36 protein-coding genes, 2 tRNA genes and 2 pseudogenes are annotated in these 21,576 nt (G+C 57.1%); 6 read left to right on the plus strand and 34 right to left on the minus strand.

What is annotated here, in order from left to right:
- Positions 1 to 183 precede the first annotated feature (183 nt).
- The 22 genes from ACTQV4_RS03865 to ACTQV4_RS03970 form a co-directional block, all read right to left on the minus strand.
- Complete coding sequence (locus tag ACTQV4_RS03865) at positions 184 to 708, minus strand: hypothetical protein (RefSeq protein WP_441569345.1); 525 nt, start codon at positions 706 to 708, stop codon at positions 184 to 186.
- Positions 702 to 953 carry a hypothetical protein gene (locus ACTQV4_RS03870; protein WP_441569346.1) on the minus strand — a complete coding sequence of 84 codons (252 nt, stop codon included), beginning with the start codon at positions 951 to 953 and terminating at the stop codon, positions 702 to 704. The genes ACTQV4_RS03865 and ACTQV4_RS03870 overlap by 7 nt, the downstream gene beginning before the upstream one ends.
- A complete protein-coding gene (locus ACTQV4_RS03875) occupies positions 940 to 1,368 on the minus strand; it encodes a Lin1244/Lin1753 domain-containing protein (RefSeq protein ID WP_441569347.1) in 429 nt (142 codons plus the stop codon). The genes ACTQV4_RS03870 and ACTQV4_RS03875 overlap by 14 nt, the downstream gene beginning before the upstream one ends.
- 11 nt (positions 1,369 to 1,379) lie before the next feature.
- Positions 1,380 to 2,384, minus strand: coding sequence for an HNH endonuclease signature motif containing protein (locus ACTQV4_RS03880; protein WP_441569348.1), 1,005 nt, complete (start codon positions 2,382 to 2,384; stop codon positions 1,380 to 1,382).
- Entirely contained in the window at positions 2,384 to 2,596 is a 213-nt protein-coding gene (locus ACTQV4_RS03885; protein ID WP_441569349.1) for a hypothetical protein, read from the minus strand. Before ACTQV4_RS03885 ends, ACTQV4_RS03880 begins: the two co-directional genes overlap by 1 nt.
- A 36-nt stretch (positions 2,597 to 2,632) precedes the next feature.
- Complete coding sequence (locus ACTQV4_RS03890; protein ID WP_441569350.1) at positions 2,633 to 2,824, minus strand: hypothetical protein; 192 nt, start codon at positions 2,822 to 2,824, stop codon at positions 2,633 to 2,635.
- Positions 2,824 to 3,255 (minus strand): hypothetical protein, encoded by a 432-nt coding sequence (locus ACTQV4_RS03895; RefSeq protein ID WP_441569351.1) that lies wholly within the window; start codon positions 3,253 to 3,255, stop codon positions 2,824 to 2,826. Before ACTQV4_RS03895 ends, ACTQV4_RS03890 begins: the two co-directional genes overlap by 1 nt.
- Complete coding sequence (locus ACTQV4_RS03900; RefSeq protein ID WP_441569352.1) at positions 3,248 to 3,442, minus strand: hypothetical protein; 195 nt, start codon at positions 3,440 to 3,442, stop codon at positions 3,248 to 3,250. Before ACTQV4_RS03900 ends, ACTQV4_RS03895 begins: the two co-directional genes overlap by 8 nt.
- Complete coding sequence (locus tag ACTQV4_RS03905; RefSeq protein ID WP_441569353.1) at positions 3,439 to 3,936, minus strand: hypothetical protein; 498 nt, start codon at positions 3,934 to 3,936, stop codon at positions 3,439 to 3,441. The genes ACTQV4_RS03900 and ACTQV4_RS03905 overlap by 4 nt, the downstream gene beginning before the upstream one ends.
- Positions 3,936 to 4,184, minus strand: a complete 249-nt coding sequence (locus ACTQV4_RS03910) for a hypothetical protein (protein WP_441569354.1) — start codon at positions 4,182 to 4,184, stop codon at positions 3,936 to 3,938. The genes ACTQV4_RS03905 and ACTQV4_RS03910 overlap by 1 nt, the downstream gene beginning before the upstream one ends.
- The gene (gene mihF / locus ACTQV4_RS03915; protein WP_441569355.1) at positions 4,184 to 4,567 is read right to left on the minus strand and encodes an integration host factor, actinobacterial type; all 384 of its coding nucleotides are present in this window, start codon (positions 4,565 to 4,567) and stop codon (positions 4,184 to 4,186) included. Before mihF ends, ACTQV4_RS03910 begins: the two co-directional genes overlap by 1 nt.
- Before the next feature lie 145 nt (positions 4,568 to 4,712).
- Entirely contained in the window at positions 4,713 to 4,907 is a 195-nt protein-coding gene (locus ACTQV4_RS03920) for a hypothetical protein (RefSeq protein ID WP_441569356.1), read from the minus strand.
- Positions 4,908 to 6,083: a tyrosine-type recombinase/integrase gene (locus ACTQV4_RS03925; protein WP_441569357.1), complete on the minus strand. Its 1,176-nt coding sequence runs from the start codon at positions 6,081 to 6,083 to the stop codon at positions 4,908 to 4,910.
- 2 nt (positions 6,084 to 6,085) lie between these two features.
- The gene (locus ACTQV4_RS03930) at positions 6,086 to 6,301 is read right to left on the minus strand and encodes a hypothetical protein (protein WP_441569358.1); all 216 of its coding nucleotides are present in this window, start codon (positions 6,299 to 6,301) and stop codon (positions 6,086 to 6,088) included.
- 52 nt (positions 6,302 to 6,353) lie between these two features.
- Positions 6,354 to 6,704: a hypothetical protein gene (locus ACTQV4_RS03935; RefSeq protein WP_441569359.1), complete on the minus strand. Its 351-nt coding sequence runs from the start codon at positions 6,702 to 6,704 to the stop codon at positions 6,354 to 6,356.
- Entirely contained in the window at positions 6,701 to 7,219 is a 519-nt protein-coding gene (locus ACTQV4_RS03940; protein ID WP_441569360.1) for a hypothetical protein, read from the minus strand. Before ACTQV4_RS03940 ends, ACTQV4_RS03935 begins: the two co-directional genes overlap by 4 nt.
- The gene (locus ACTQV4_RS03945; protein ID WP_441569361.1) at positions 7,216 to 7,461 is read right to left on the minus strand and encodes a hypothetical protein; all 246 of its coding nucleotides are present in this window, start codon (positions 7,459 to 7,461) and stop codon (positions 7,216 to 7,218) included. The genes ACTQV4_RS03940 and ACTQV4_RS03945 overlap by 4 nt, the downstream gene beginning before the upstream one ends.
- Entirely contained in the window at positions 7,458 to 7,826 is a 369-nt protein-coding gene (locus ACTQV4_RS03950; protein ID WP_441569362.1) for a hypothetical protein, read from the minus strand. The genes ACTQV4_RS03945 and ACTQV4_RS03950 overlap by 4 nt, the downstream gene beginning before the upstream one ends.
- Before the next feature lie 10 nt (positions 7,827 to 7,836).
- Positions 7,837 to 8,130, minus strand: coding sequence for a hypothetical protein (locus ACTQV4_RS03955; protein WP_441569363.1), 294 nt, complete (start codon positions 8,128 to 8,130; stop codon positions 7,837 to 7,839).
- Positions 8,131 to 8,282: 152 nt separating this feature from the next.
- On the minus strand, positions 8,283 to 8,561 hold the full coding sequence (locus ACTQV4_RS03960) for a hypothetical protein (RefSeq protein WP_441569364.1): 279 nt from the start codon (positions 8,559 to 8,561) through the stop codon (positions 8,283 to 8,285).
- Positions 8,554 to 8,811 carry a hypothetical protein gene (locus ACTQV4_RS03965; RefSeq protein ID WP_441569365.1) on the minus strand — a complete coding sequence of 86 codons (258 nt, stop codon included), beginning with the start codon at positions 8,809 to 8,811 and terminating at the stop codon, positions 8,554 to 8,556. The genes ACTQV4_RS03960 and ACTQV4_RS03965 overlap by 8 nt, the downstream gene beginning before the upstream one ends.
- Entirely contained in the window at positions 8,804 to 9,055 is a 252-nt protein-coding gene (locus ACTQV4_RS03970) for a hypothetical protein (protein WP_441569366.1), read from the minus strand. Before ACTQV4_RS03970 ends, ACTQV4_RS03965 begins: the two co-directional genes overlap by 8 nt.
- A gap of 131 nt (positions 9,056 to 9,186) precedes the next feature.
- On the opposite strand from ACTQV4_RS03970, the gene ACTQV4_RS03975 reads away from it, so the two are divergent.
- Positions 9,187 to 9,606 carry a hypothetical protein gene (locus tag ACTQV4_RS03975; protein WP_441569367.1) on the plus strand — a complete coding sequence of 140 codons (420 nt, stop codon included), beginning with the start codon at positions 9,187 to 9,189 and terminating at the stop codon, positions 9,604 to 9,606.
- On the opposite strand, the gene ACTQV4_RS03980 is transcribed toward ACTQV4_RS03975, so the two are convergent.
- Positions 9,596 to 9,868, minus strand: coding sequence for a hypothetical protein (locus tag ACTQV4_RS03980; protein ID WP_441569368.1), 273 nt, complete (start codon positions 9,866 to 9,868; stop codon positions 9,596 to 9,598). The two genes, ACTQV4_RS03975 and ACTQV4_RS03980, sit on opposite strands and share 11 nt — an antisense overlap.
- A gap of 259 nt (positions 9,869 to 10,127) precedes the next feature.
- Between ACTQV4_RS03980 and ACTQV4_RS03985 the strand changes: the two genes are divergently transcribed.
- Positions 10,128 to 10,532: a hypothetical protein gene (locus ACTQV4_RS03985; RefSeq protein ID WP_441569369.1), complete on the plus strand. Its 405-nt coding sequence runs from the start codon at positions 10,128 to 10,130 to the stop codon at positions 10,530 to 10,532.
- A gap of 29 nt (positions 10,533 to 10,561) precedes the next feature.
- Here ACTQV4_RS03985 and ACTQV4_RS03990 read toward each other — a convergent pair whose 3' ends face one another.
- The 3 genes from ACTQV4_RS03990 to ACTQV4_RS04000 form a co-directional block, all read right to left on the minus strand.
- Entirely contained in the window at positions 10,562 to 11,062 is a 501-nt protein-coding gene (locus ACTQV4_RS03990) for a hypothetical protein (protein ID WP_441569370.1), read from the minus strand.
- A gap of 75 nt (positions 11,063 to 11,137) precedes the next feature.
- Positions 11,138 to 11,335 (minus strand): hypothetical protein, encoded by a 198-nt coding sequence (locus ACTQV4_RS03995; RefSeq protein WP_441569371.1) that lies wholly within the window; start codon positions 11,333 to 11,335, stop codon positions 11,138 to 11,140.
- Positions 11,336 to 11,563: 228 nt separating this feature from the next.
- Positions 11,564 to 11,767, minus strand: a complete 204-nt coding sequence (locus ACTQV4_RS04000; RefSeq protein ID WP_441569372.1) for a helix-turn-helix domain-containing protein — start codon at positions 11,765 to 11,767, stop codon at positions 11,564 to 11,566.
- Between the two features lie 135 nt (positions 11,768 to 11,902).
- Between ACTQV4_RS04000 and ACTQV4_RS04005 the strand changes: the two genes are divergently transcribed.
- Both ACTQV4_RS04005 and ACTQV4_RS04010 read left to right on the plus strand, forming a co-directional pair.
- The gene (locus tag ACTQV4_RS04005; protein WP_441569373.1) at positions 11,903 to 12,139 is read left to right on the plus strand and encodes a transcriptional regulator; all 237 of its coding nucleotides are present in this window, start codon (positions 11,903 to 11,905) and stop codon (positions 12,137 to 12,139) included.
- Positions 12,140 to 12,198: 59 nt separating this feature from the next.
- A pseudogene (locus tag ACTQV4_RS04010) lies at positions 12,199 to 12,906 on the plus strand (recombinase family protein); the annotation flags it as partial.
- Between the two features lie 725 nt (positions 12,907 to 13,631).
- On the opposite strand, the gene ACTQV4_RS04015 reads toward ACTQV4_RS04010, so the two are convergent.
- Both ACTQV4_RS04015 and ACTQV4_RS04020 read right to left on the minus strand, forming a co-directional pair.
- Positions 13,632 to 13,708, minus strand: a tRNA-Glu gene (locus ACTQV4_RS04015).
- Between the two features lie 17 nt (positions 13,709 to 13,725).
- Positions 13,726 to 13,799 (minus strand) — tRNA-Gln (locus tag ACTQV4_RS04020).
- A 258-nt stretch (positions 13,800 to 14,057) separates the two neighbouring features.
- On the opposite strand from ACTQV4_RS04020, the gene ACTQV4_RS04025 reads away from it, so the two are divergent.
- The gene (locus ACTQV4_RS04025) at positions 14,058 to 14,321 is read left to right on the plus strand and encodes a hypothetical protein (protein ID WP_441048315.1); all 264 of its coding nucleotides are present in this window, start codon (positions 14,058 to 14,060) and stop codon (positions 14,319 to 14,321) included.
- 212 nt (positions 14,322 to 14,533) lie between these two features.
- Here ACTQV4_RS04025 and ACTQV4_RS04030 read toward each other — a convergent pair whose 3' ends face one another.
- The 6 genes and pseudogenes from ACTQV4_RS04030 to ftsE form a co-directional block, all read right to left on the minus strand.
- Positions 14,534 to 14,899, minus strand: a complete 366-nt coding sequence (locus ACTQV4_RS04030; RefSeq protein ID WP_441063541.1) for an arsenate reductase family protein — start codon at positions 14,897 to 14,899, stop codon at positions 14,534 to 14,536.
- A 116-nt stretch (positions 14,900 to 15,015) separates the two neighbouring features.
- Positions 15,016 to 15,207: pseudogene (locus ACTQV4_RS04035) on the minus strand (VanZ family protein); the annotation flags it as partial.
- A 235-nt stretch (positions 15,208 to 15,442) separates the two neighbouring features.
- Positions 15,443 to 16,048 carry a recombinase family protein gene (locus tag ACTQV4_RS04040; RefSeq protein ID WP_427717749.1) on the minus strand — a complete coding sequence of 202 codons (606 nt, stop codon included), beginning with the start codon at positions 16,046 to 16,048 and terminating at the stop codon, positions 15,443 to 15,445.
- 174 nt (positions 16,049 to 16,222) lie between these two features.
- Complete coding sequence (locus tag ACTQV4_RS04045) at positions 16,223 to 18,358, minus strand: ribonuclease R family protein (RefSeq protein ID WP_441569374.1); 2,136 nt, start codon at positions 18,356 to 18,358, stop codon at positions 16,223 to 16,225.
- Positions 18,359 to 18,625: 267 nt separating this feature from the next.
- Entirely contained in the window at positions 18,626 to 19,546 is a 921-nt protein-coding gene (gene ftsX / locus ACTQV4_RS04050; protein WP_154515997.1) for a permease-like cell division protein FtsX, read from the minus strand.
- Complete coding sequence (gene ftsE, locus ACTQV4_RS04055; protein WP_441540493.1) at positions 19,533 to 20,750, minus strand: cell division ATP-binding protein FtsE; 1,218 nt, start codon at positions 20,748 to 20,750, stop codon at positions 19,533 to 19,535. The genes ftsX and ftsE overlap by 14 nt, the downstream gene beginning before the upstream one ends.
- 226 nt (positions 20,751 to 20,976) lie before the next feature.
- On the opposite strand from ftsE, the gene ACTQV4_RS04060 reads away from it, so the two are divergent.
- On the plus strand, positions 20,977 to 21,576 hold a 600-nt coding region (locus ACTQV4_RS04060), incomplete at its 3' end, for a helix-turn-helix domain-containing protein (protein WP_441569375.1).

Genomic DNA, 21,576 nt, shown 5'->3' on the forward strand with positions numbered 1-21,576 from the left:
GACCGATGGCTGCTGTTACCCATCGGTCCCTCAACTACCACGATCCTCACCAGCGCGACCCCGCGCTGTGGTTACGCATCGAGCAGGTTTGGACTGTCTCAATGCGTGAATCGCAATGATATCTATATCACCACATCGCGAAGTCATACCGGCTCACATCGGCTCAATGTGGCTCACATCGGCTCAACTTTTGAGGTAGTCGGCATTGAGCCCGATGCTGCCGGACATGGCGCCGAGACCCACACCGTCTATTGCATGGCGCAGACCGATGCTGTCGATGGCGTCTAGCGCAGTCATAGCACGGCGTTTGGCAGTCGCAGGAGAGACGTGGCACACGGCACCGCATGACACCCACGTCTCGGCGTTGAGATAGCGCCAGAACAGCACATCGGCGTATTCGCTACCAAGTACCGCAGAAACACCTTCTCGACCGTTTTTGCCATAAATGAGAGCCGCACAGAGGTTAAGGAGCTTGGTGTCCTCGGCGAGACGTGAGCGCATCATAGATTCGTAATCCACGATCGCGATTGACGCAGCCGTTCCGTTGACGTCCTTGGTGGCACCGCGACCGCCGCCGGAGATTGATGACGAGCCGCCGAGTGTGCGATGACGCATGCGCTCGAGCTGCTTGGCCGCATGGTCGCGCTCGATGGCGGCAGATCGCGCGGCCTCGAACAGCTCGCGTGCGTTCTTGAAATCGTCTAGCACAGCTCGGCTCCTTTGCAAATGTCGTGGGTTTTCAACAGCTCAAAAAAGTTTTCAACAGAGAAAGAACCAAAGAGATGACTTACTTGTGAGGTTGACTCCCGACGCCCGGCACGTCTCGTTAATAACGAGCCGTGCGTCGGCGTTTCTTTTCTTTTCTTTTCTTTTCTTTTATTACAAGCAAAGCTTAAGCTAAGGTTTACCTTAGCTTTGTTGAAAGTTTCAGCAGGTAGATTAGGCATTTTCACTCACCTCTTTTCGTGGTCTGCCGCCGGTCGCTCCGATGGCTCTGCGCTTACCGAAATACAGTGCCGCATCGTCCACTACTGACGATTTTATTGCACCGTCCCCGAACATCTGTATGAGTCCACATTCGGACAGATCCTTGAGGAATTGTCCCAGGGCGCTCAGGTTGTCGCCAAACCAGAGCTCGTCGGCAAGGAGATACTGACTTTCGGTGTCAAGCACATCGATTACGTGACCCTCCTCGGTGGCAAGGCGCTCGAGCAGGCGCATGTATCTGCCGTATCCATCGGGTCCGCAGCGCCTGATAAAACGGCGGCAGGCCGTGGAATCGGCGAGGTGCGCGTCATGGCTGAAATACTTGAGCGGAGCGGCAGCAGCAGCTTCTATATCAGCCTGTGTGACCTTTCTCCTTGCCATCGTGCAATCTCCTAGTCCTTACGTTTTCTTTCTTCAAGGTGAGCGTGTCTCTTGGCTCCCCATTTCGGATGAATGGCGATGCACTCTGGACAGCGCTTTTGGTTTTTGGCGCGGGCGGCAAACTGCTTGCCGCAGACGCAGCAGGTGGCGATCAGCTTTGTGGTGCGCTCTCCATGCGCCTTAAGTCCCTGTGCTCGGCATTCCGGGCACGTCTTTCGGTAGCGATTCTGGTAGTCGGCGCCCATGCTCGGATCTGGCAGGAATGTCTTGCCGCAGACGCCGCACTTCCTAGGCACAGACAGCTCGGCCTTGTGGATGCCTGACGCGAGCTCGCAAATCGCAACGCACTGCCTGAGCGATTCGGCATCATGCCAGTCTGGCGTGTCGGCAGAATTGATGCGAGCCATCAGGCGATGCGGTACGGCGACGAGATTTTCAGGCGAGCAGTTGAATGGATTCTTATCGGCGCATACGATGTCGCATCCATCGGGAATCGAGCCGTGCACCTCTCGGTAGACGATGTAGTGCTTGTATTCCCAATTGTCCTTGGACATTGGAACCGATGCCTCATCGCGTACCTTGACCAAAATGCCACCCTTGGTGCGCCGCTCGAAGCCGATGGGCTTTCGCGGCCTGCCTCCGCCTGGACGCCGAGGCCGCATCTGCCGACCGTTGTTCGCGCGCCACACGTTGACCTGACCGCGCGAGAGCGGAAAGCCGAACTCGGCCTCGAATTGCTCGGAAAGAGCTGGCACTGACTGTCCCACATCGTGCTCATCCATCCAGGTGTTGTAGGCGGGCTCGCGCGCCCAGATGATGCGCTTGGTCATGGTGTCTGGCGCCTTTTCGCGCGAGTGCCTGAGCCCGAGCTTATAGGCCTTTTGAGCGAGCGCGCCGGCGGTCGGGCGCCGCCCGAAACGCTTCTCAAATTGGTCGAGCAGATGCGGGACGTGTTCCTTGGCATAGTTCTCGCGAATCCACTCGATCTCTTCGTCCGTCCAGACTCGGCTTCCCATTAGAGCAGGCCCTTGGGAATGGTCGCGGTGGAGCCGAGCTGATGCTTGAGCTTGATGACGTCGGCAGTCAGGTGCCCTGAGTCGATGATGGTCTCGGCAATGTCCTTGACCGCCTTGGCGCGCTCGATCTCGGCCTTGAGCGCATCGGTGTCTGACGGGTCGATATTCTCAAGTCGATCAAGTTGGCGGAAAAGTGGCGCGTTGATATCCATTGACATGATTTCTGTCCTATCTCGTGGAGTTGATGGTTAGTGGTTCTTGATGGCGCGGTTGCCGTAGACGAGCGAGCACCAGTCCTCGCCTCGGCGCTCTTGATAGTCCTCGCAGATGGTGGTGTCGCGGACGGCGCGGAGATACGGATCTGGATGCTTGCACCAAGACCTGTCGTATCTCTCGCGCCACCAGCGGCAGGTCTCGCAGCATGGAGCAGGCGGGAGCATTACCGGGTTTTCTGCCAGTCGCGGACGCGCTCGATGCAGTCGATGGCCTTGTTGAGGTCGCCCTTGCAATCGCCCTTGTATGCCCAGCGCCAGAGGTACTTGAATGAATTTGCCCACCAGAAAATGACCATCGGCGGCATCGCCATGCTGGTTGCCCTGGCGAGCATGGCGGCAAGCGCCATGTCGCAGGTGATGAAGCCGTCGCCGCGGTAGTGCTCGGGAATACTCTCAAGCCGCTCCTTGTTCCTGTGGTCGATGCTCTCGATGACGTCGTTGATGGTCGTAACCCAGGCGTGCATAGCGCGCTCTGGTACGGACACGTTGCCATCCGAGCGGTCCTCGGCCTCGTCGACGAAGTTGAGGTAGGAATTGATGCCACTAAGTGCGCACTTGAGAGTGTCGCGATCGGTCTTGGTAATGAATCTAGGCACGGTCGGGCTCCTTGTATTTGTCACAGGTATAGGAAGGGTTGACGCTCATTACGGCCTTATCGACCGAGCAGTAGAGGTTGCCGGGACTGTCGGGATTGGCTGGCGGCGTGAAGGTGTACGGCGCAGCAAAACGGCACATCGAGCACGTCTTTGGCGTCTCGGTCTCGGCGGTCGGTTCGTCACTCATCGGCGTTTACCTTTCTTCTTGGGATTCTTGGTATTTCGGCGCGATCGCTTGAGAGCCCTCTCTCGCGCTCGGTTGGCCTTGCGCTCGGCATTCACGGTATCTTCGGCAATCTCTCGCCAATCGTCATCGCTGCGATTGAGCATGGCGAAGAATGTGGCATGGTGATCGCGCTCGTAGGTGGCGCGAATTGCCTGCTCATTTCTGATCATGCCGAAAAAACCGGCGACAGCTGAGTCCATCGGCGAGCCGAATAAAATTGCATCCTCGTGCATGCTCGCCACCGAATCGGAGAAATCGTGATGCGACGATGTCGCAGCCTTGTCGCACTTCTGTCGCAGTAACGCGGCGAGCCCGCAAAACCGCTCAAGCTCTGGGCCAATCGGCAAGATCAGCTCACCCTTTTCGACCTTAACGCCAGAACCAACGAAGCCATCGCGTTTGAATCGCTCAGCGAGGTATCTGCTCAGGTCTCGTGCGCTCGTAATGCGCTCCATCACTCGTAGCCCTCATCATCATCGCGCGATTTGGCGTTGACGAGCAAAAGGGCGAGCGCGGCGAAGCCAAGGGCAAATGCCGTGATGATGACCGGCACATACCAAAGGAATGCCAGGCGCGCGAAATAGCAGACAACGGCGGTGATGACCGTGATGGCGATGAGCATGACGATCGAGCCGAGCAGCGCGCCAAGGATGCAAAGCAGCCTGGCGATGCGCTCGAAGTTGCGACGGCACTCGGGACGCATTAGCGCTCACCTCCAAGGGCGATAACCTTGGCGCGGCGATGCTCGGACAGGCCACCGACTCGGCGATTGTCGGCGATGGAGTTGGCAAGCATGAACTCCTTTGCTCGATTGGTTCCGATGCCGGGAATGGCGCGGATGAACTCATAGACTTTCATGCGCTGCATCACGGGCATCTTGATCGCCTCGGCAACGGAGAGCTTTCCATGCTTCATCTCATCCTTGAGGCGCATCCTCGCCTTGCGCGTCTCGATTGCTTTCTGCGATGCGGCGAAGCGCTCCTCGGGTGTCAGCTGCAGGAGCGGGTTGGGGAAACCTTTGCCAATCTCGTCCATCTCGGTAAGCGCATCGATTTCGGCATCCGACATCTCGTCGAATTCGTCCATTTCGTCCTCTTTCTGGGTGTAAGCAAATAACTCGTTCTTATTTGCTTTGGTGCTGTTACTTAACGTGTTTTTCGTATGTCTAACTGGGGTTTTTACAGATTGTTGAATTGTTGAAAACTAGGTAATTGCAACTCAATTGCAACCGCTATTTCTGGCTGTTTTTGAAGTTTTCAACAGTCTCGTCCCATGCCTTGATACCGTCCCTGAGCTTGCTCTCAGCCTGCTCCAACTTGACTATGAGCGCCGTATAGGACAACACATCGTCCTGATGGACGGCAGATAACTTTCGGTACATAACGATTAGGTCGTTCTCTTTCTTGGTGAGCTGCGCCTGCTTCAACTAAACACCTCCTTGGATTGCCTTGTAGAAAGTTTCAGCTGCCGCCATGTCGCGGCCTTGCAGCATGTGGCCGTAGATTCTGATCGTGATTGCAGGCGAGGAATGCCCCAGGCGCTCGCTCAGCGTCACCACGTCGATGCCGTGTGCCAGACACCAGCTGGCATGCGTGTGACGCAGCGTGTGGAATGTCGCCTGGCGGTCGAGGTCGAGCTTTTCGACCAGGCGTTTGAACCAGCTGCTCAATGTCGAAGGTCTCGCCCACGTACCGTCGACGCTTGCGATGCCCATGTCACGGGAACTGCCCTTTTGGGTCTCATGCCATGCCATGAATCTCGCGATGACCTCAAGCTCCTCCGGTACGAGTGATATGTTGCGCCTTGACGTTGAGCTCTTGGGCTTCTCCTTGCGGTATGGCTGCTCGTTGCCAGGCTCGACCACCGTGCCGCCGATGTGGATGTATCCGCGCTTCTGGTACACATCCTTGGGGCGCACGGCGCATACCTCGCCACAGCGCGCGCCTGTGTGCAGCGCGAGCCAGGCTGCAAATGCGTTGCGGCGCTCGGTGCTGCTCGCCTCCACCTCAAAGCTAACGATCGGGTCCAGATAGTCGTTGAGGATGGCGACGTCATCCTCCTCGAGCGCGATCGCCTCGTCCTGTTCGCGGTAGGGCTTTGTGGCGTCGAGCAGTGGGTTGGTCTCGGCGAGCCCCACGCTAACGAAATACCGGTAGGCACCGCGCAGGAATTGATAGACCGCGTTGACCGTGTTTGGGCTCAGAGGCTTGCCGTCGCGCGAGCCGTGGCGCAATAGCGTGCCGTTGAATCTCGTGAAGTCGAGCGCCGTGAGCTCGTCGGCACGTTTCCCTCTTAGGAATCGTTTGATGTAGCAGCGCAGGAACTGGCGCCACTGCTTCACCGAGTTTGGGCTCGCGCCGTTGAGCTCGCGCATTTCGATATAGTCGGCGAGCATGTCGGCGAGCACCGTGGAGCGCACGCGACCGTCTGCCGTGAGGTCCGATGCCCAGATCGCCGCGGCGACTCTGGCATCGGCCTCACTGGTTGCCTCGGGAAAGGAACGGTAAGCCTGAATCTTCTTGCCTTTGGAATCCTTGCCAAGATATATTCGGCTGTACCAGATTCCGCGAGAATCCTGCTTTACTGGGACCGTTGCCGCCATGGTCAGTCCTCGGTCTTTGTGTATGCTGAGCTACTGACAATCGCGTTGAGCACGAAAAGAGATGGCTCAATAAAGAAGTAATCAATCTCAATGTCCCAGGCGTTGAGCATCACGAGCATATGACATGTCTCGGCGATCAGGTTGAGGCACATGGCGGCGCCGGTGCCGACAATCTTCTCGCCGCCAAGCGCCTTGAGAGTATCTTTATCCTCTGCCAAGGCTCGCGCGGCCTTGGCAATCGTGTTGCAATTTGCAACTACGTGCTCGTCACTAGCGCTCTTCATCATCGCTAACCTCAATCTCGTCGATGTAGAGGTCGCGCTTGATGGTCGGGATGGAATTGATATCCATATTCTGGTCCCTCTCCATATGCTCAACCATGTCCTCAAAGGTCTTTTGGATAATCCCGATAACGAGCTCGCGGGAATCGTGTGGCGTGTCGCCCATCTCCGCGCCTGCAATCTCCTTGCAGAGGGCGTCACAGGTCGACGTGATGGCGTAGGCGATCTCTGGATACACGATGGGCTCGCCGTCATCGGCCTTGAGCGAAGGCATGCAGCGGTAGGCATCGGCACCGACCGTGAGAATCAGTCCCAGGATGTAGTCAGTCGGGAGAGTCATAATTTGATAACTCCTTTGTTTGTGTTTGCTGGAATTGGAACGTTTGTTCCCATGACCTGAGCAATCTCGATTTCTGTCGGATTGTCGACCGGCACGATCTTGATATGGACGCCGGGGTTTTGCCGGTCGATGGCGACCATTGGCACGACGGTCAGCCACTTTTGCGAATCGTCCACGATGGCGCCGGCCCCCACGCTCTTGCTGCCGCGCGGTCGGCTCAAGCCATCGAGCACCCATTTGAGCCCGCCATAGACGTTGGGAATGTCTCGGCGGCGGTCGCGCTCGACAAAGGTGACGTAGACGAGACAATGGGTCTCAGGCGGTCTCCAATCAGCCTGTCGCATGGCGAGCGCGGCATAATCGGCAACTAGAGTCACGTTCTCACGCTCGCGTGCTGCACCGGTATAGCGGGACGTGTTGACGGCCTTTATGTACTCATTCCAGCCGTCAACGTGAGTACGCTCTCCTTTGGGACTGAGCCGGTTTGACGGCACGAAGAACTCGAGCGGCCTCATACGAATCGCGATCCACAGATTGAGCAGTAGACGTCATCGTAATAGACCTCATGCCCGCACTCGCTACATTTGAAAATCACTGTATCGTTGAGAAAATCTTTCACCGTGTTCTTGCTCGCCGTGCGCTCGGGCCTGTAGACCTTTCCACTGCCGACTTTGATAAAGTCAGGGTCGCGCTGGCAATCGATTTCAATCGAGAACTCGGCATCGTCTAATTCCTGCTTGATCTCGTCCTCGGTCATTCCCATACTCCAATCGCTCGCTTGATTCGCTCGGCGATGAGGGCGCAGCTTGCGCCGGTCGCCACGGGCTCTGGAATGTCCCCCAGCGCCAACAGGTCGCCCACGAGCTTTTCGAGCGCATCGAGGTCGGCCTTTACATAGCTCGCGCCCTCGTACTGGATGATGTCTGGTGCTTCGTGTGCCTCCCTGTAACCGCAATGTGTGACGGCGAGGGCATTTGTCACACGAGTTGGCGAATAGGCCGCTACATTAGTATTTGAATCGGTCAGTACGTCCTTGCTGGCGCCGGCTTTCTCGTAGCTGTCGCCCATGAAAATGATCACATCGGGTGAGCCGTTGGTCGGCCCATAGTCAGGCAAAGACATGATGCATTTTTTACGCTCCATATACCTTGTCCTCCAATGCATTGACTCGGCGCTTGAGCGTGTCGATCTCTCCGCGCATCTTGATAATTCGATACCTGCTCGTCTCGACAATCGCGTAGGTCGGCTCAATGGTCTTTTTGAGCACGACAAGGAAAACCAGTGCCGTCACCGCTGCCGATGCGCTCACGACCGAGCAGATCATCGAGAGCATGCCAGCAGGCACGCCAAGATAAAGCGCGACCACGACCAAAACGGCAATCGTCGCGAATGCGAATGTGAAGCTGTCAACGATTAAAGATTTCATCTATCTCCTATCTCCAAAACTCGCGCGGCGGCGGTGTAGGATGCTTGTGCTTGTAACAATCTGACTCTTGAGACATCGGCATCTTGTCGATACCAAACAGGCGTGCGAGGACGTTGGCGATGCCGATATCAAACTCAACAGTCCTCACAGTCTTAAATGGGGCTCGTCGAGCCGTCGTTTTCTGGAAATGCGTACTCATTGAAAATCCCTTCCGCGCCGATGACTTGAATGGCACCTGCATGAACGCATCGCACGTCTCCGGTTTCAAACATCACGATCGCCCGCGGGTGAGACTCCTGACCTGCCGGAAAGCCGTCGATAAGAGGCGAGGCCGGATGAGTCCAGGCCTCAACAGCGAAGCCAATGAGCAGCGCACGAGCTTTCTCGCCTGGCATTTCACTCACATAGCATGGGGTAAGTTGGTTATTCATAATCAGTCCCTTCGATTGTTTTTCCTGATAAAAGCGGAAGGCCGCTCAGCGAATGTCCAGGCACCTGATACCACGGCCTGCATCCGTCTGCCCAAACACACTCGCGCGCGAACTGGCTTTCGCTTAAAGAATCTTTCTGACAGTCGCGCCATCCAGCCAGATCAGCTCTTTGAGCCGGAACAATGTCGCCAAGGAATTCCCATTTCTCGCCATTCGCACCGGTAAGCTCGATAGGTGTCATGTCATTCATTTCGCAATTCCCTATGCATAAAAATTGAATCGTCGATGACGGCATCGATTTCAGTGATAAAAGAGCCGGAGTAGTCTCTGTAGCCAAATCCTGAGTTATAGAGACTTTGGCGTTGCTCGCGAACTAATGCGCACTTCTTGGCATCTTCCTGGTTGTCGAATGCGATGACAGGCTCATTCCAGGCATCCTCCCACTCGCCACCGCAATCGTTGACGAGATAGAACGTTACCTTGCGCTTACTCATGCATTGCGTCTCCTTTTAATTGGAATGCCAACTTTCTTGGCGCATCTGATGTGATAGCCATTGTCTGAGGTCGTATAGCCGCCACACTCTGGGCAAATAGATGCGCGACCGCAACGCACGAGCGATTCGTAATGCTGACGATTTCGTCGCTCTCGGAGCTCGTCTGCCGTGTATTTATTCCTGCTTATCGTCTGCGGATCGATAAGGTCGGCGAGGCGGTAGAAAAGCTCACCGCTTTCATCGCACCCAACTGCAGTAGAGATCTCCAACAGGTAGACTGCCGACGCAAGCATCATATTCCGCGGAGGCTTCTCGTTGTCCATCTCCTTGCGACGTTGGCGCAATCTCGCTGCTATCTCGCGGCGCTCATCGTTGGTAATCGCTTGTCGAGCGCCAGTATTCTCACTGCCGACGCTGCTCGGACGCTGCTTGTATTTCTCGCACGCACCGTGTTCGAGGCTTCCAATGCAGAACCCGTCGAGCTTGCAGATGCTTCCGTCGAGCCTGGCACACGTAGCGCAGGTCTTTTTGTCTCCGTTGTTAGTCATTGACGAGCTTCTTTCCACAGAACATGCAGTACCTTATGTGCTCGATGTGCCCCAATGCTGTTACGTTGGCGGTCATGCCGCCACAGATCGACGTGCCGTCAGAAATACTGAGCTCTGTATCGGTGTCTATTTCGACCTTGACAGTCGGCTCGCCATCGTAGCCGCGCATCATGGTCATAGTCCCAATTGGTGCAGCGAAGTAATCGCGATGCGGAACGTTGTACACAGGTGCGACACGAGGCCCATCGCAGAAAAAGCAGCTCATTCGCTACCACCTTGCAATTTGCATCCACAGTCGGGACAATACGTTGCATCAAGCATGTACAGTGCAGTGCATCCACACTCAGAGCAGGCCGTGTGCCCTTCCTCGTCCTCGACGAGCTGGCACGTCATCTCTCTCACCCACCTACTGCCGTCACCGTCGAGAACGACGACATCAGCTGTCGAGCGATACGGAAGGTGCTGTTCGCTAACGCTAGTCATTAATGATCTCCATTCCACAGTAGGGGCAATACTCAAACCTAATGTCGTTGGGCCACTCGCCGCCGCATTTCTCGCAAATGAAAGGATTGGAGAGAGAAATCTGCGGTTCGATTAGATCGGCAATGCAGCGCATGACGCCACGCCAACTCGAATCATCGGCGTCGGTAATCCTGGCAAGAGCGCGCTGCAAGCTCTCACCATTCAAAGAATCATTCGAAACTCGGCGCAACTCATTAGCAATCGCTCGCTTATCATTCGTCAACATTCGTGATTCTCTTTCCGCAGTGGGGGCAATTTATTGGCAAGCATCCCATGACTTCGCAGAACACTCCGGCAAGCTCAGACCAAGTCAGATCTTGATTCCTGCGCATCTCATTGGCGATCGCAGTCGCGACAGGCTGCTCATCAAGCATTCTTTTAACGACAGGGCGAAGCCGGATATTTAATTCCTTGCGCTCTTTCTCGGTAAGGACCATCAGACATCACCTCGAATCGAGTAGTTATAAAGGTGACGGTCATAGCTAATTCCAAGCTGCCTAACAATTTCATCAATTGAATTGGAGAATGGCATTCTTTTGACGCTCGCGACCTGCTCGGTCACATCAGCTATGTCCTTTGACAGGTCATAGCGATACACAAAGCAAAAGGCCGATCGCCACCTTATGTCTGCGGCGTCCTTGCTCTCGAAATGATTGATCAGGTAGGCATCGCCGAGCCCGTTAGATAAAATTGCGCGGCGATAGATGCCCCTGCCTTCTTCGCTAACCTCTATCGAAGTAACTTTGAAAACGCTATTTTTTTCGGCGTAGAGGCAAAAACCGTCACCTTTGCACGTGACTCTCACCTCGTGACCAAGTCTGGTGCATCCGTTGCAGAGATACTTATTTGCGATAGTGCGCATCGTGTAGGTCTCGTACTCGCACGAGCCTGGGATGCAATCCTCACTCACCTTGCCACCTCCTTGCTTGCTTTCCATTGCTCGAATTCCTTACGGGTCTCGTCCTTGGCAAACCACTCGGTCAGCTCGCGCTTGAAGCGCTCGGCGAATTCATCAGCGCTCATAATGTCCCTCGCAAAGCTCGAGCTCGCTGCGCATCATGAGATAGAACGCGAGCATGATTGCGCCTACCATGACAAAGACGAGCGCCATGTTGAGCGCAGGCGACAGGCTGTCGATGAATGTGCAAATCGGCTCAACCATGAGCAGAAGCGCAAAAATAGCAGCGGATGATACAATTGCTTTGGTCATTTTGCTTACCAGCTTTCCTTTGACCACGGCCTGGTGGTGTTGCCGCACTACTAGGCCTTTTTCTTTTAGAAACTGATCGCCACATCGTGAGGCGCGACATCAGGTTGGCTACCGGTTGAAAGGAGCGAACCGGCTTGCCGCTGAGCCACCTTGCGATTGGCAGGACATGGCACACGTACTGACCACCGCCAAAAGGTCGTACCTCACGATGTGGCGATCGACGGCAGATTAAGCTGCCTCGTCCTCAAGGTCGCTTAAATCACATCCAACAATTTCAGCGACCGAACAGACCTCCCTCCAACGCCAGGACGTTTTACCACGCAGCTTGTTGTTGAGGGATGTTGTTGAAATGTTGAGCATGCTTGCAAGCAACTTCTTGCTGTTGCCGGTTTTTTGGAGCCACACGGCAATCTTTTCAGCAATCTTATCCATGTCCTCACCTCCTTGAGTGTCATATTGGACACTACATAGTGTAGTGTCGTATTGGACACTTTTCAACAAGAAAATTGTCGTATTGGCAACTTTTTTGTTCGGCGCTAAAATATATCTAGTCAAAGGAGGTCTCGAATGTCATTCGCAAATGCTCTCGATAGGGCTCTCAAGATAAAGGGATTGAAGCCTGCTGATATCGTCAGCGACGACGTGAGCGCGTCGTACATATCGAAGATATTCACGGGACGAATATCAGATCCGACATGGCAAAAGGCTCTGACGATAATTAAAGCGCTCGACATGACTGTTGATGAATTCAGGCAGATTGAGATTGAGTACGATAGCAGCGAAGCTAATAAAAAAGCCCGCTGAGCGGTCAAGACTCAGCGGGCTTTGGTCCAATTCCAAGCGGCAGAACGGACAACAACATTATGGCAGAAAAAGCGGTCATCTACGCGAGATTTAGCTCGGATAAGCAGCGCGAGGAATCAATTGAGGACCAGGTGCGCGTCTGCGCACAATTCGCGGCATCCAAGGGCTTTGAGATCGTAAAGACCTATACGGACGAAGCGCGATCTGGCACAAATGCCGCCGGGCGTCCAGGATTTCAAAAGATGATTCTCGACGCACAGGCGCAACGCTGGACAAAGGTAATCGTCTACAAGACAGACCGTTTCGCGCGCTCACGTTACGATTCTGCGGTATATAAGGCGAAGCTGCGCAAATGCGGTGTTGAAATCCTGACCGCAGCCGAATCGGTGCCGGACGGTCCTGACGGCATCATCCTCGAATCGGTGCTTGAGGGAATGGCTGAGTATTACAGCGCCAACCTCGCGCAAAACGTCAAGCGCGGGATGGAGGGAAATGCCCTCAAGTGCAAGCACAACGGCGTCTCAATCTTCGGATATGACCGCGGCGCCGATGGATATTACGCCGTCAACGAGCATGAGGCCGCAGGCGTGCGCATGGCGTTTGACATGTGCGCTGCCGGCGAGACAAAGGCAGAGATCATGCGCAGGCTCAACGGCCTTGGCTACAAGACCGTCACCGGCAGGCCGTTTAGCAACGAAGCGGTGAGCAGGCTGCTCAACTGTGAGCGCTACATCGGCACCTACACTTGGGGCGATTTCAAAAAAGAAAACGGCATGCCGTCCATCATCAACCGCGAACTCTGGGACAGTGCGCATGCGCACATGGCGTCCAAAGGTCGCAAAAGGCGAGGCAAGATGAATGCTGAATATCTGCTGTCGGGCAAGATTTATGATGCTGACGGCAATCAATTCGAGAGCGATTGCGGATATGGAGAGAACGGCAGGAAGTATCACTACTATCGCTGCCGCAAAACAAAGACGTCGATGCGACGTGACGAGGTCGAGGAAAAGGTGATCGGCGCATGCGCGCGCCTGCTCAATGAGAATCAAGATCTGGACGAGCGAATAGTCGACATGGTACTAGCGCGTCAGGACAAAGACGCCGAACAGGAGATTGCCGCGCGTGAAGCCCTGAGACGCCGAATAACGGACGTTGAGCACGAGATTGATAACGCTATCGACCTAGCGTGCAAACTCGGCTCTACGGACCGAATGGCGGCTAAAATAAACGGATTGCAAGATGAGCTCACGGCGCTCAAGGCCGAGCTCGATGAAATTAAGCGTGGGGCACCGCTTATCGACCGAGACATGATCTTGTTTGCGCTTTACAAGATGCGTCAATCTGATGGTCCTCGCGGTATGGTCGCTGCTTTCGTCGACCGAGTGACGGTCAACGATGACGGGAGCCTGCTGGTGCAGTTCATTTTGTGCCGTCCTAGCAGCGAAAACAAAAAAACCGAACCCTCCAATGGAGAGTTCGGGAAAATCAGCTGTGGTAGCCCGTACCAGATTCGAACTGGTGATCTCCGCCTTGAGAGGGCGGCGTCCTAAACCGCTAGACGAACGGGCCATATGTAGCAAATGCAATGGCTGGGATGGAGGGAGTCGAACCCCCATTGACGGAACCAGAATCCGCTGTCCTGCCATTAGACGACATCCCAATGACTGCATCGCTGCGCTCGGCTGTGCCTTTGCGCAAGAAAGAAATATACGGGAAGTCGCTCCGTGACGCAAGCCCCAATTTTGACTTTTTTAAAATTCGGTCAAATTGGCCTAATTTCGTCCAACCCGTGAAGGACCTGTGATGCCGACCGCTGTACACGAAGGGCAAAACGCCGCGAGCGGTAGCCCTCAACCGTTGGCAGATACTAACGCGAAAACGATAGCACCAGGCAACACAATCGAAGTATCTTTTGATCATGCGGACGTCATGGCATGCGGCGCTCCCCGACCTCAAGCGCATCCAGGCAAGCCTCGTCGAGCTGTCCGGCATGCCGACCGTCATATCCGAGACGAACCTGGAGCGGCGGCAGCGCGAGCGGCGGCAGCGGCAACGAATTCCGTTTATCTGCCCCGGCATTCAGGCATACCTGCCCTTTATGGACGAAGAGTACTGGAGCGACACGCCCGACAAGCACGTAAAGATCTACGACCCACACGAATGGGCGCAGCTGAAGGACTGACTGGGGCAGGCCCGCCCTGGAGTAGGCCCGCCGGCAGAAAGCGCATCCCAGATTTCAAGCTCAAACTGGTCCCCACTTTCCCGTCGAGCCCTCAACCGGAAACCGTGTCCCAGAATCAGCGCTCGAAACGGGATGTCATTTCCGATAGAGCCCTCAACCGGAAAGCACATCCCAGAATCAGCACTCAAAATGGGACGCACTTTCCGAAGCCGCTACAGCAACGCCTCGGTCCAAGCCGCTTCCCTAAAGCCGGGGATCGCAAAGTCGTCGCCCACCAGCAGCGGGCGCTTAACCAGCATGCCGTCAGTCGCGAGTAGCTCAAAGCACTCCTGGTCCGTCATGCCCGCATCCAGGCGCGCTTTCAGACCAAGCTCTCGATATTTCATGCCCGACGAGTTAAAGAAGCGTCGCACCGGCAGCCCCGAACGAGCAATCCAGGTCGCAAGTTCCTCAGCCGAAGGATTGTCTGTAACAATATCGCGATCGACGTACTCAACCCCATGCTCGTCCAACCAGGCCTTGGCCTTTTTACACGTCGAGCATTTGGGGTATTCAACAAACAGCACTGCCATGGGGATTCCCTTCTTAGAAAAGACAAGTGTCTGGCAAACAGCGCATCGATGGCCATCTGCGACCGATGCCGATATTGTAACCAGCGCCGACGTACAGGCGGTCGCGATTTTCCATCTTGAGGTTAGCGCCTCGCATGGGCGCCAATGGGACAGGTCGCGCGCTGAACCAGCGCGGCGGCCAACAGCACCAACAGCATGGCGACAACGTAACCCGCGGCATCGAAGCCCAGGTCGATCATGTCGAAATGACGACCAGGAACAAAGATCTTGTGCACTTGGTCACCGACAGAGCAGACGGCGCAAAAGAGCAGAGCGAGTACGTACCGGAATCGCGCGCATGGGCTCCACGTTTTGCTCCGTCAGCATCCAAATACTTGCCAGCGTCACGACCAGCAGGACAACCGAAATCCATCCGACTATGTGCTTCGCACGCGCCAAGGGCTAACCTCCGTCATATTTTGAGCAGCAGCGAGTGTACCCCCAAATGCAGTTGTCGCCGTAGCGAAATCCAAAATGTTCGAATCGGGGCGCCAAAGGACCGTGGCGCCCCTACTCCATCTCGCGCATCCAGCGATCGAACGTCCCCACGCACACGCCTAGCCGCTTTGCCGCCTGACTCCGCGTGATATCACCCGCCTCGTAGGCATCGCGTACCAGCTCGAATTGCGGGGGACAGGGCTTGCGGGGCCGGCCAAAGCGCACGCCGCGCGCTCGCGCCGCCGCAATGCCCTCGGCTTGGCGCCGGTGGATGTTCTCGCGCTCCACCTGTGCCACATAGCTCAGCAGCTGCAAAACAATATCGGCAATCAACGTACTCGTCACGTCCGACCCACCACAGTCTCTGGCGCGCGTGTCGAGCAATGGCATGTCCAGCACCACGATGGCGGCGCCGAGCTCTTTGGTTATGCACCGCCATTCCTCGAGGATCTCGCTGTAGTTACGGCCCAGCCGATCAATGGAAAGTACCACCAGCACATCGCCGGAATCCAACGCGCACAGCAGCTCGCGATACCGCGGTCGATCGAAGTCCTTGCCACTCGCATGGTCGGCAAAGATATTCGCCGGTTCCACGCCATAGGCGCCCAGCGCATCCAGCTGCCGATTCAGATTTTGATCACGCGAGCTCACCCGCGCATACCCGTACACCGTTGTCATCTCATCCCCGCTCTCTCGTAAACCTCCCAAAAAGGGACAGGTTTGTTTTGGTAGGTTTTATCTCCCCTATAGCAGGCGGAAGACGCAAGCGCGCGGGCGGCAAGACGATTGAACCGCCACAAAAAAGGCAGCCCCAAAAGACCGCCCCGTTCTCTATCAATCACCAAATTCCGGCTAATGAATAAGTCTGAAATCCAAGTGCCCGCGGGTCGTGTTGACACGCGAGACCTCGATGATCACGCGTTGCCCCAACTCAAAACGGCGCCCCGTGTCGGCACCCGTCAACGTGAGCGCGTCCTCGTCAAACTCGAACCACTCGCTTCCCAAACTCTTAATCGAGACCAAGCCCTCGACCTGTGTCAGGTCGAGGCGCACAAAGAAGCCCATGCTGCTGACCCACGAAATGGTTCCGGCATAGCGCTCGCCCAGACGATCCTCGTAATACTGGGCAATCTTGATCTTTTGCGTCGCATGGCTGGCGGCGTCGGCCGCACGCTCGGCATCGCTGCATGCACGGCAAATCTGCGGCAAGATGCGCGGCAGCGACTCGCGACCCCTGCCGATCAGCCGCGGCGTGCGCACCAAGGCATCCTTGCCGCCCAGCTGCTCATACGCCAGCTGCAATTTGAGCACGCGATGGACAACAAGGTCCGGATAGCGTCGGATAGGGCTCGTAAAGTGGCAGTAGCACGGCGCGGCGAGCGCAAAGTGGCCCTCGTTGCGCGGCTTGTACAGCGCGCGCTGCATACTGCGCAATAGCAACGTGTTGACAAGCGGGGCATTTGCCGTGCCAGCGGCAGCGTCAACCGCCGCCTGCAGCTCATCGGGACTTCCCAGGGCAATGCCAGCCGCGCGGCGATCGTCGATGATACCCAGCTGCGCCAGCGCCACAGCGGCCCCGTGCAAGCTGTCGGGGCTGGGATCCTCATGCACGCGATAGCATGCTTCAATATCGCGGTCTGCCAGCCACTCGGCAACGCACTCGTTGGCAAGCAGCATAGCTTCCTCGATGAGCGACGTGGCACACGAGCGCTCGCGGGCCACGATCTGCACGGGAATGCCATCCTCGTCCAGCAAAGCGCGAATCTCCGCCGTGTCAAAGTCGACCGAGCCGCGCGCACGGCGAATGCGACGGCGTCGCTCGGCAAGCTCGTTGGCAGCAACTAGGAAATCGCTCAGATCCACGTCGTAGTCGCGGGCAGTCTCTTCGCAAGTCAAACCGCGCTCAAGCGCCTCCTCGCGCGACGCCTCGGCTGCAGCAACATCCTCGGCGGCACCTTTCAACACGGAGTACTCCACCGCACCGGCACGCACCAGCAGTGCCTCGGCACCGTCATAGTCCATGCGCACGCGCGAGCGAATCACACTGGGATACGGATCGTAGTGGCGGACGTGCCCCTGCGCATCGAGCTCGATGTCGACGGTAAACGCCAGGCGATCCTCGTCGGGGCGCAAGGAACACAGGTCATTCGACAGGCGCTCGGGCAACATGGGGAGCACGCGATCGGCAAGGTACACCGACGTCGTGCGATGGCGAGCCTCTAGGTCGATGTGTCCATCCCAGGCCACATAATGCGATACATCGGCGATATGGACACCCAGCTTGTAGCCGCCCTGCGTCGTGCGCTCCAACGAGATGGCGTCGTCAAAGTCGCGCGCGTCGACCGGATCGATCGTGATGATAAAACGGTCGCGCAGATCACGGCGAAGCGGGTCCTTAAGAGCCGTCGCCACGTCGAGCGATAGCTCCTCGGCCTCGGCAAGGGCGGTCTCGGGATAACTATCGATATAGCCGTAACGAGCCATGACATATTGAACGCCCAAGTCGGGTGCATCGTCGCCGCCAATGCGGCGCTCAAGAGTCACGGTGCCCGATTCCAAGCGTGTCGGATAGCTCAAAATGCGTGCAACGACTGCATCGCCCGGATGCACGCCCAAACGCTCCGCCGAAGTATCCTCGGGCAAAATAAAGAAATCGGCCTTGAGACGCGAATCAAGCGGCTCGATCACACCGAGGGGGCCTGCCGTCTGATACGTGCCCACCACGCTTATGGCCGCGCGCTCGACAACGCCCTCGATCACGGCACGGCGATCGCCGCGCGGTCCGGTCTTAATGCTCACGGCCACGATGTCGCCGTCCATAATCTCTCGCTTGCCGCGACCCATAACCTTATAGTCGCCATTATCGGTGACAACATAGGCGCTGTGCTCATGGAGCTGCACGCGGCCCGTCAGGCTGGGACGCCGCTCGCTGCGCACCAGCGCGCGCTTGTTGCGAGCGCTACGCTTATGTTTGTTATTGCGCCCCATGGCGCCTCCTTACTATCTGTTGCGGGGCCCGCAGGCGCAACCGCATCATGTCAAAACACCGTGCAGGCCTAAACCGCACGCATCAAAGAGTCTACCCAATCAACAACAGGGCACGCACCTCGCGTCATGATCCCTATGTGACGGAGAAAATCGAATTATCGAAACAAGCCGAACTGCCGGTGAGCCCTTTTCCTCCGTCGCACGGGATCAAAAAACGGGCCGCCCCAGAGCGGGACGGCCCGTTAGCAAAACTAATTCCAGCTGTGTCTACACGCGCAGGTAGCGACGCATGGCAATGGCGGAACCAAAGAGACCGATGATCACGCCGACCAGGATCAGTGCGGCATACGTCACCAGGTAGTATTGCATCGGCAGCGCAAACGACATCCAGCCAATGCTCTCCTGAAGACGCGGAACCAACAGGTTGCGAAGCAGCTCCAAAACACCGATGGAAAGCAGCGAGCCCAAAACGGCCTGCAGCACGCCCTCGGTGATAAACGGACCGCGAATAAAGCCATTGCTGGCGCCCACCAGGCGCATGATAGCAATCTCGCGGCGGCGAGCCGTAATCGACAGGCGAATCGTGTTGTTGATAAAGATGAACGCGATAAACGTCAGCAAACCAACAAGCACAACGGCAGCGATGCGGATGTAGTTCGTCACCTGGAACAGGCGGCTCACTTCCTCCTGACCGTACAGAACGCTCGCGTCAACGTCACCGTCATCCGCGATCTTCTGGAAATCGGAGTTCTTCTTGAGCTTCTTGGCCGTGCTCTCGACCTGGGACGGATCGTCCATCTCGATCGCGAACGAAGCAGGCAGCGGATTCTGGCCATCAAGTGCGCTCAGAGTGGCGTCGGCGTTACCCGACATCTTGCTCGTGTACTCGGCCAGCGCGTCGTCCTTGTCCTTATAGGTCACGGACTTAACGTTGTTCCACGTCTTGAGCTCACTCTCGAAAGCCTGGACGTCGGCCTGGTCGGCGTCATCGCTAATAAACGCGTTGATAACAACCTGATCCTCAACGGTGCCGATCACGGAGTTCAGCATCGCGGAACCCATGATGAACAGGCCGATGATAAACAGCGAAAGGAAAATCGTGATGACGGCGCCGAGCGAGGTGGTCCAGTTACGGAAGAAGTGGCTCATTGCCTCTTTGAGCGAATAGCCCACGTTAGTTGGTGCCATAGTTGCCGTAACCTCCCCTCTCCTGGTCGCGGATTACGTGGCCGCCCTCGAGGGCGATCACGCGACGATGCATACTATCGACCATCTCGCGATCGTGGGTAGCCACGATCACGGTCGTGCCGGTGCGGTTAATGCGCTCGAGCAGCTTCATGATGCCGAGCGAAATTGCCGGGTCGAGGTTGCCCGTTGGCTCGTCGCAAATCAGCAGCGGCGGACGGTTGACCATGGCGCGGGCGACGGCCACGCGCTGTTGCTCGCCGCCGGAAAGCTGATCGGGCAGCGAGTCCATCTGATCGGCCAAACCGACCAGACGCAGCACCTCGGGCACCTGGCTGCGAATGACGCCCTTGGGCTTGCCTATGCACTGCAGGGCAAACGCCACGTTTTCATAGGCGGTCTTTTGCGGCAGAAGCTTAAAGTCCTGGAACACGGCGCCAATCTGGCGGCGCAGGAAGGGAACCTTGCGGTTCTTGATTTTCATGAGATCCTGACCGGCGACCAAAATGCGACCGCTCGTAGGCCTGACATCACGGTTGAGCGTGGAAAGCAGCGTGGTCTTACCCGATCCGGAATGACCGACCAAGAAGACGAACTCACCCGGATAGATCTCGATGTTGATGTCGTCGAGTGCGGGCTTGTTGGGCTGTGCCGGGTAGATCTTGGTGACATGCTCCATCAGAATGACGGGCTCGACACCGGCCTGCTTGGCCATCTTCTTGCGACTTGCCTGCGGATCGATAGGCGCGAACACCGACGTAAAATCGGGGTTGTTGAGCGCATTGTCAAGACTTGCGACCTCGGCAGCCTGATCATTCTCGACCATGGGCGCAGCGGGCTGCGTAGGATCGGGAATGCCGGCAAAGAGGCCGGACTGCGCCGGCTGCGGCGCGGGCGTAGCAGGAACCATGGGATCGGGAATGCCCGCCATGGTCGGCTGAGGCTCGGCTGACGTCTGAGGCTGGTTCACGCGAGCAGTCACCTTTTGGACGGGCTCAAAGCCCGCAGCGGCAGAAAGCTCGGCATCGCTGGTGGGATTGTAGGCAAAGGGATCGGTTGCCGGCCGTGCCTGATCTGCCGGCTGTGCGGGGGCCTGGGCAATATGCTGGCCCTCTGAATCCGGAGTGGCGAAGCGTGTGCCCGGGACACCTTGCCGTGTCTTGGGGGCCTCATCGCCCGCACCGGAGGTACGGAAGTGGTTACCCACTGGTGCTCCTTATCATCGTGCGTTTAAACTACATGAGCGCTTTGTATTTTAGCAGCATTAGCTTCACTGCACATAAGACGCACGGTTTTGCAACCCCCACCAGCCTCCCCTTGATTATCAACTTTATCCGAACACCTCCCACATTCATCCGCACATGTGCGGATGAATGTGGGAACCCGATACCCTGAGGGCCGGATCGGCCGGCCCCGGGAGATCGGAGGACGGCATGTCCGGAAAGAAGAAAAGTGGCTCCGCAAGGGCGGTCCCGAGGGCCTACGGAAGGCTCACGAGGCACGAGCGGGACACGGTCCAGAGGATGCTGGAGCGCAGGGCGTCGTGCAGGGAGATCGCGAGGGAGCTGGGCAGGTCGCCCTCGACGGTGAGCGCCGAGGTGGCGTCGCACAGGTTCGTGACGGCGCCGAAGGCCAGGCGCGGCGAGCGCGTGGACGCCTCCGCCGACCTGTCGGCGGCCTGCCCGCGCCTGGCGGCGTGGCCGCGATGCTGCAACGGCTGCGGCCGGTACCGCGCGATCGGCTGCAAGCGCCGCCCCCACGTCTTCTACGAGGCCCGGGCCGCGCAGCTGTGCGCCGACTCGGTCCTCGTCTCGTCCAGGCGCGGGATAGACGCCGACGAGCCCGCCGCGGCGGCCAGGCTGGAGGCGATAAGGGACTGCCTGCGCCGGGGGCTGTCGCCCGAGCAGATGGCGGCGCGCAACGGCGGCCCGGTGGACCTGTCGCCGTCGACCATCTACCGCTGGGTCTCGGCGGGCTACGACGGCATGACCAACATGGAGCTCAGGCGCAAGGTCGGCTACAGGCCGAGGAAG

It is taken from the genome of Collinsella sp. LCP19S3_B11 (assembly GCF_052121915.1).
Taxonomy (GTDB): domain Bacteria; phylum Actinomycetota; class Coriobacteriia; order Coriobacteriales; family Coriobacteriaceae; genus Collinsella.

What these genes read in the sequence shown, in the direction of transcription:
- ACTQV4_RS04005 (WP_441569373.1), top strand. Translation starts at nt 11,903, where the DNA reads ATGTCATTCGCAAATGCTCTCGATAGGGCTCTCAAGATAAAGGGATTG.
- ACTQV4_RS04040 (WP_427717749.1), bottom strand. Translation starts at nt 16,048, where the DNA reads ATGACAACGGTGTACGGGTATGCGCGGGTGAGCTCGCGTGATCAAAAT.
- ACTQV4_RS03905 (WP_441569353.1), bottom strand. Translation starts at nt 3,936, where the DNA reads ATGGAGCGCATTACGAGCGCACGAGACCTGAGCAGATACCTCGCTGAG.
- ACTQV4_RS03970 (WP_441569366.1), bottom strand. Translation starts at nt 9,055, where the DNA reads ATGAGTAAGCGCAAGGTAACGTTCTATCTCGTCAACGATTGCGGTGGC.
- ftsX (WP_154515997.1), bottom strand. Translation starts at nt 19,546, where the DNA reads ATGGCACCAACTAACGTGGGCTATTCGCTCAAAGAGGCAATGAGCCAC.
- ACTQV4_RS03945 (WP_441569361.1), bottom strand. Translation starts at nt 7,461, where the DNA reads ATGACCGAGGACGAGATCAAGCAGGAATTAGACGATGCCGAGTTCTCG.
- ACTQV4_RS04025 (WP_441048315.1), top strand. Translation starts at nt 14,058, where the DNA reads ATGCGGACGTCATGGCATGCGGCGCTCCCCGACCTCAAGCGCATCCAG.
- ACTQV4_RS03880 (WP_441569348.1), bottom strand. Translation starts at nt 2,384, where the DNA reads ATGGGAAGCCGAGTCTGGACGGACGAAGAGATCGAGTGGATTCGCGAG.
- mihF (WP_441569355.1), bottom strand. Translation starts at nt 4,567, where the DNA reads ATGGACGAATTCGACGAGATGTCGGATGCCGAAATCGATGCGCTTACC.
- ACTQV4_RS03975 (WP_441569367.1), top strand. Translation starts at nt 9,187, where the DNA reads ATGCTGACGATTTCGTCGCTCTCGGAGCTCGTCTGCCGTGTATTTATT.
- ACTQV4_RS03885 (WP_441569349.1), bottom strand. Translation starts at nt 2,596, where the DNA reads ATGGATATCAACGCGCCACTTTTCCGCCAACTTGATCGACTTGAGAAT.
- ACTQV4_RS03950 (WP_441569362.1), bottom strand. Translation starts at nt 7,826, where the DNA reads ATGTCTTTGCCTGACTATGGGCCGACCAACGGCTCACCCGATGTGATC.
- ACTQV4_RS03935 (WP_441569359.1), bottom strand. Translation starts at nt 6,704, where the DNA reads ATGACTCTCCCGACTGACTACATCCTGGGACTGATTCTCACGGTCGGT.
- ACTQV4_RS03980 (WP_441569368.1), bottom strand. Translation starts at nt 9,868, where the DNA reads ATGAGCTGCTTTTTCTGCGATGGGCCTCGTGTCGCACCTGTGTACAAC.
- ACTQV4_RS03965 (WP_441569365.1), bottom strand. Translation starts at nt 8,811, where the DNA reads ATGAATGACATGACACCTATCGAGCTTACCGGTGCGAATGGCGAGAAA.
- ACTQV4_RS03955 (WP_441569363.1), bottom strand. Translation starts at nt 8,130, where the DNA reads ATGAAATCTTTAATCGTTGACAGCTTCACATTCGCATTCGCGACGATT.
- ACTQV4_RS03990 (WP_441569370.1), bottom strand. Translation starts at nt 11,062, where the DNA reads ATGGAAAGCAAGCAAGGAGGTGGCAAGGTGAGTGAGGATTGCATCCCA.
- ACTQV4_RS03960 (WP_441569364.1), bottom strand. Translation starts at nt 8,561, where the DNA reads ATGAATAACCAACTTACCCCATGCTATGTGAGTGAAATGCCAGGCGAG.
- ACTQV4_RS03985 (WP_441569369.1), top strand. Translation starts at nt 10,128, where the DNA reads ATGTCGTTGGGCCACTCGCCGCCGCATTTCTCGCAAATGAAAGGATTG.
- ACTQV4_RS03890 (WP_441569350.1), bottom strand. Translation starts at nt 2,824, where the DNA reads ATGCTCCCGCCTGCTCCATGCTGCGAGACCTGCCGCTGGTGGCGCGAG.
- ACTQV4_RS03940 (WP_441569360.1), bottom strand. Translation starts at nt 7,219, where the DNA reads ATGAGGCCGCTCGAGTTCTTCGTGCCGTCAAACCGGCTCAGTCCCAAA.
- ACTQV4_RS03875 (WP_441569347.1), bottom strand. Translation starts at nt 1,368, where the DNA reads ATGGCAAGGAGAAAGGTCACACAGGCTGATATAGAAGCTGCTGCTGCC.
- ACTQV4_RS03900 (WP_441569352.1), bottom strand. Translation starts at nt 3,442, where the DNA reads ATGAGTGACGAACCGACCGCCGAGACCGAGACGCCAAAGACGTGCTCG.
- ACTQV4_RS03925 (WP_441569357.1), bottom strand. Translation starts at nt 6,083, where the DNA reads ATGGCGGCAACGGTCCCAGTAAAGCAGGATTCTCGCGGAATCTGGTAC.
- ACTQV4_RS04045 (WP_441569374.1), bottom strand. Translation starts at nt 18,358, where the DNA reads ATGGGGCGCAATAACAAACATAAGCGTAGCGCTCGCAACAAGCGCGCG.
- ACTQV4_RS03995 (WP_441569371.1), bottom strand. Translation starts at nt 11,335, where the DNA reads ATGACCAAAGCAATTGTATCATCCGCTGCTATTTTTGCGCTTCTGCTC.
- ACTQV4_RS04000 (WP_441569372.1), bottom strand. Translation starts at nt 11,767, where the DNA reads ATGGATAAGATTGCTGAAAAGATTGCCGTGTGGCTCCAAAAAACCGGC.
- ACTQV4_RS03910 (WP_441569354.1), bottom strand. Translation starts at nt 4,184, where the DNA reads ATGCGTCCCGAGTGCCGTCGCAACTTCGAGCGCATCGCCAGGCTGCTT.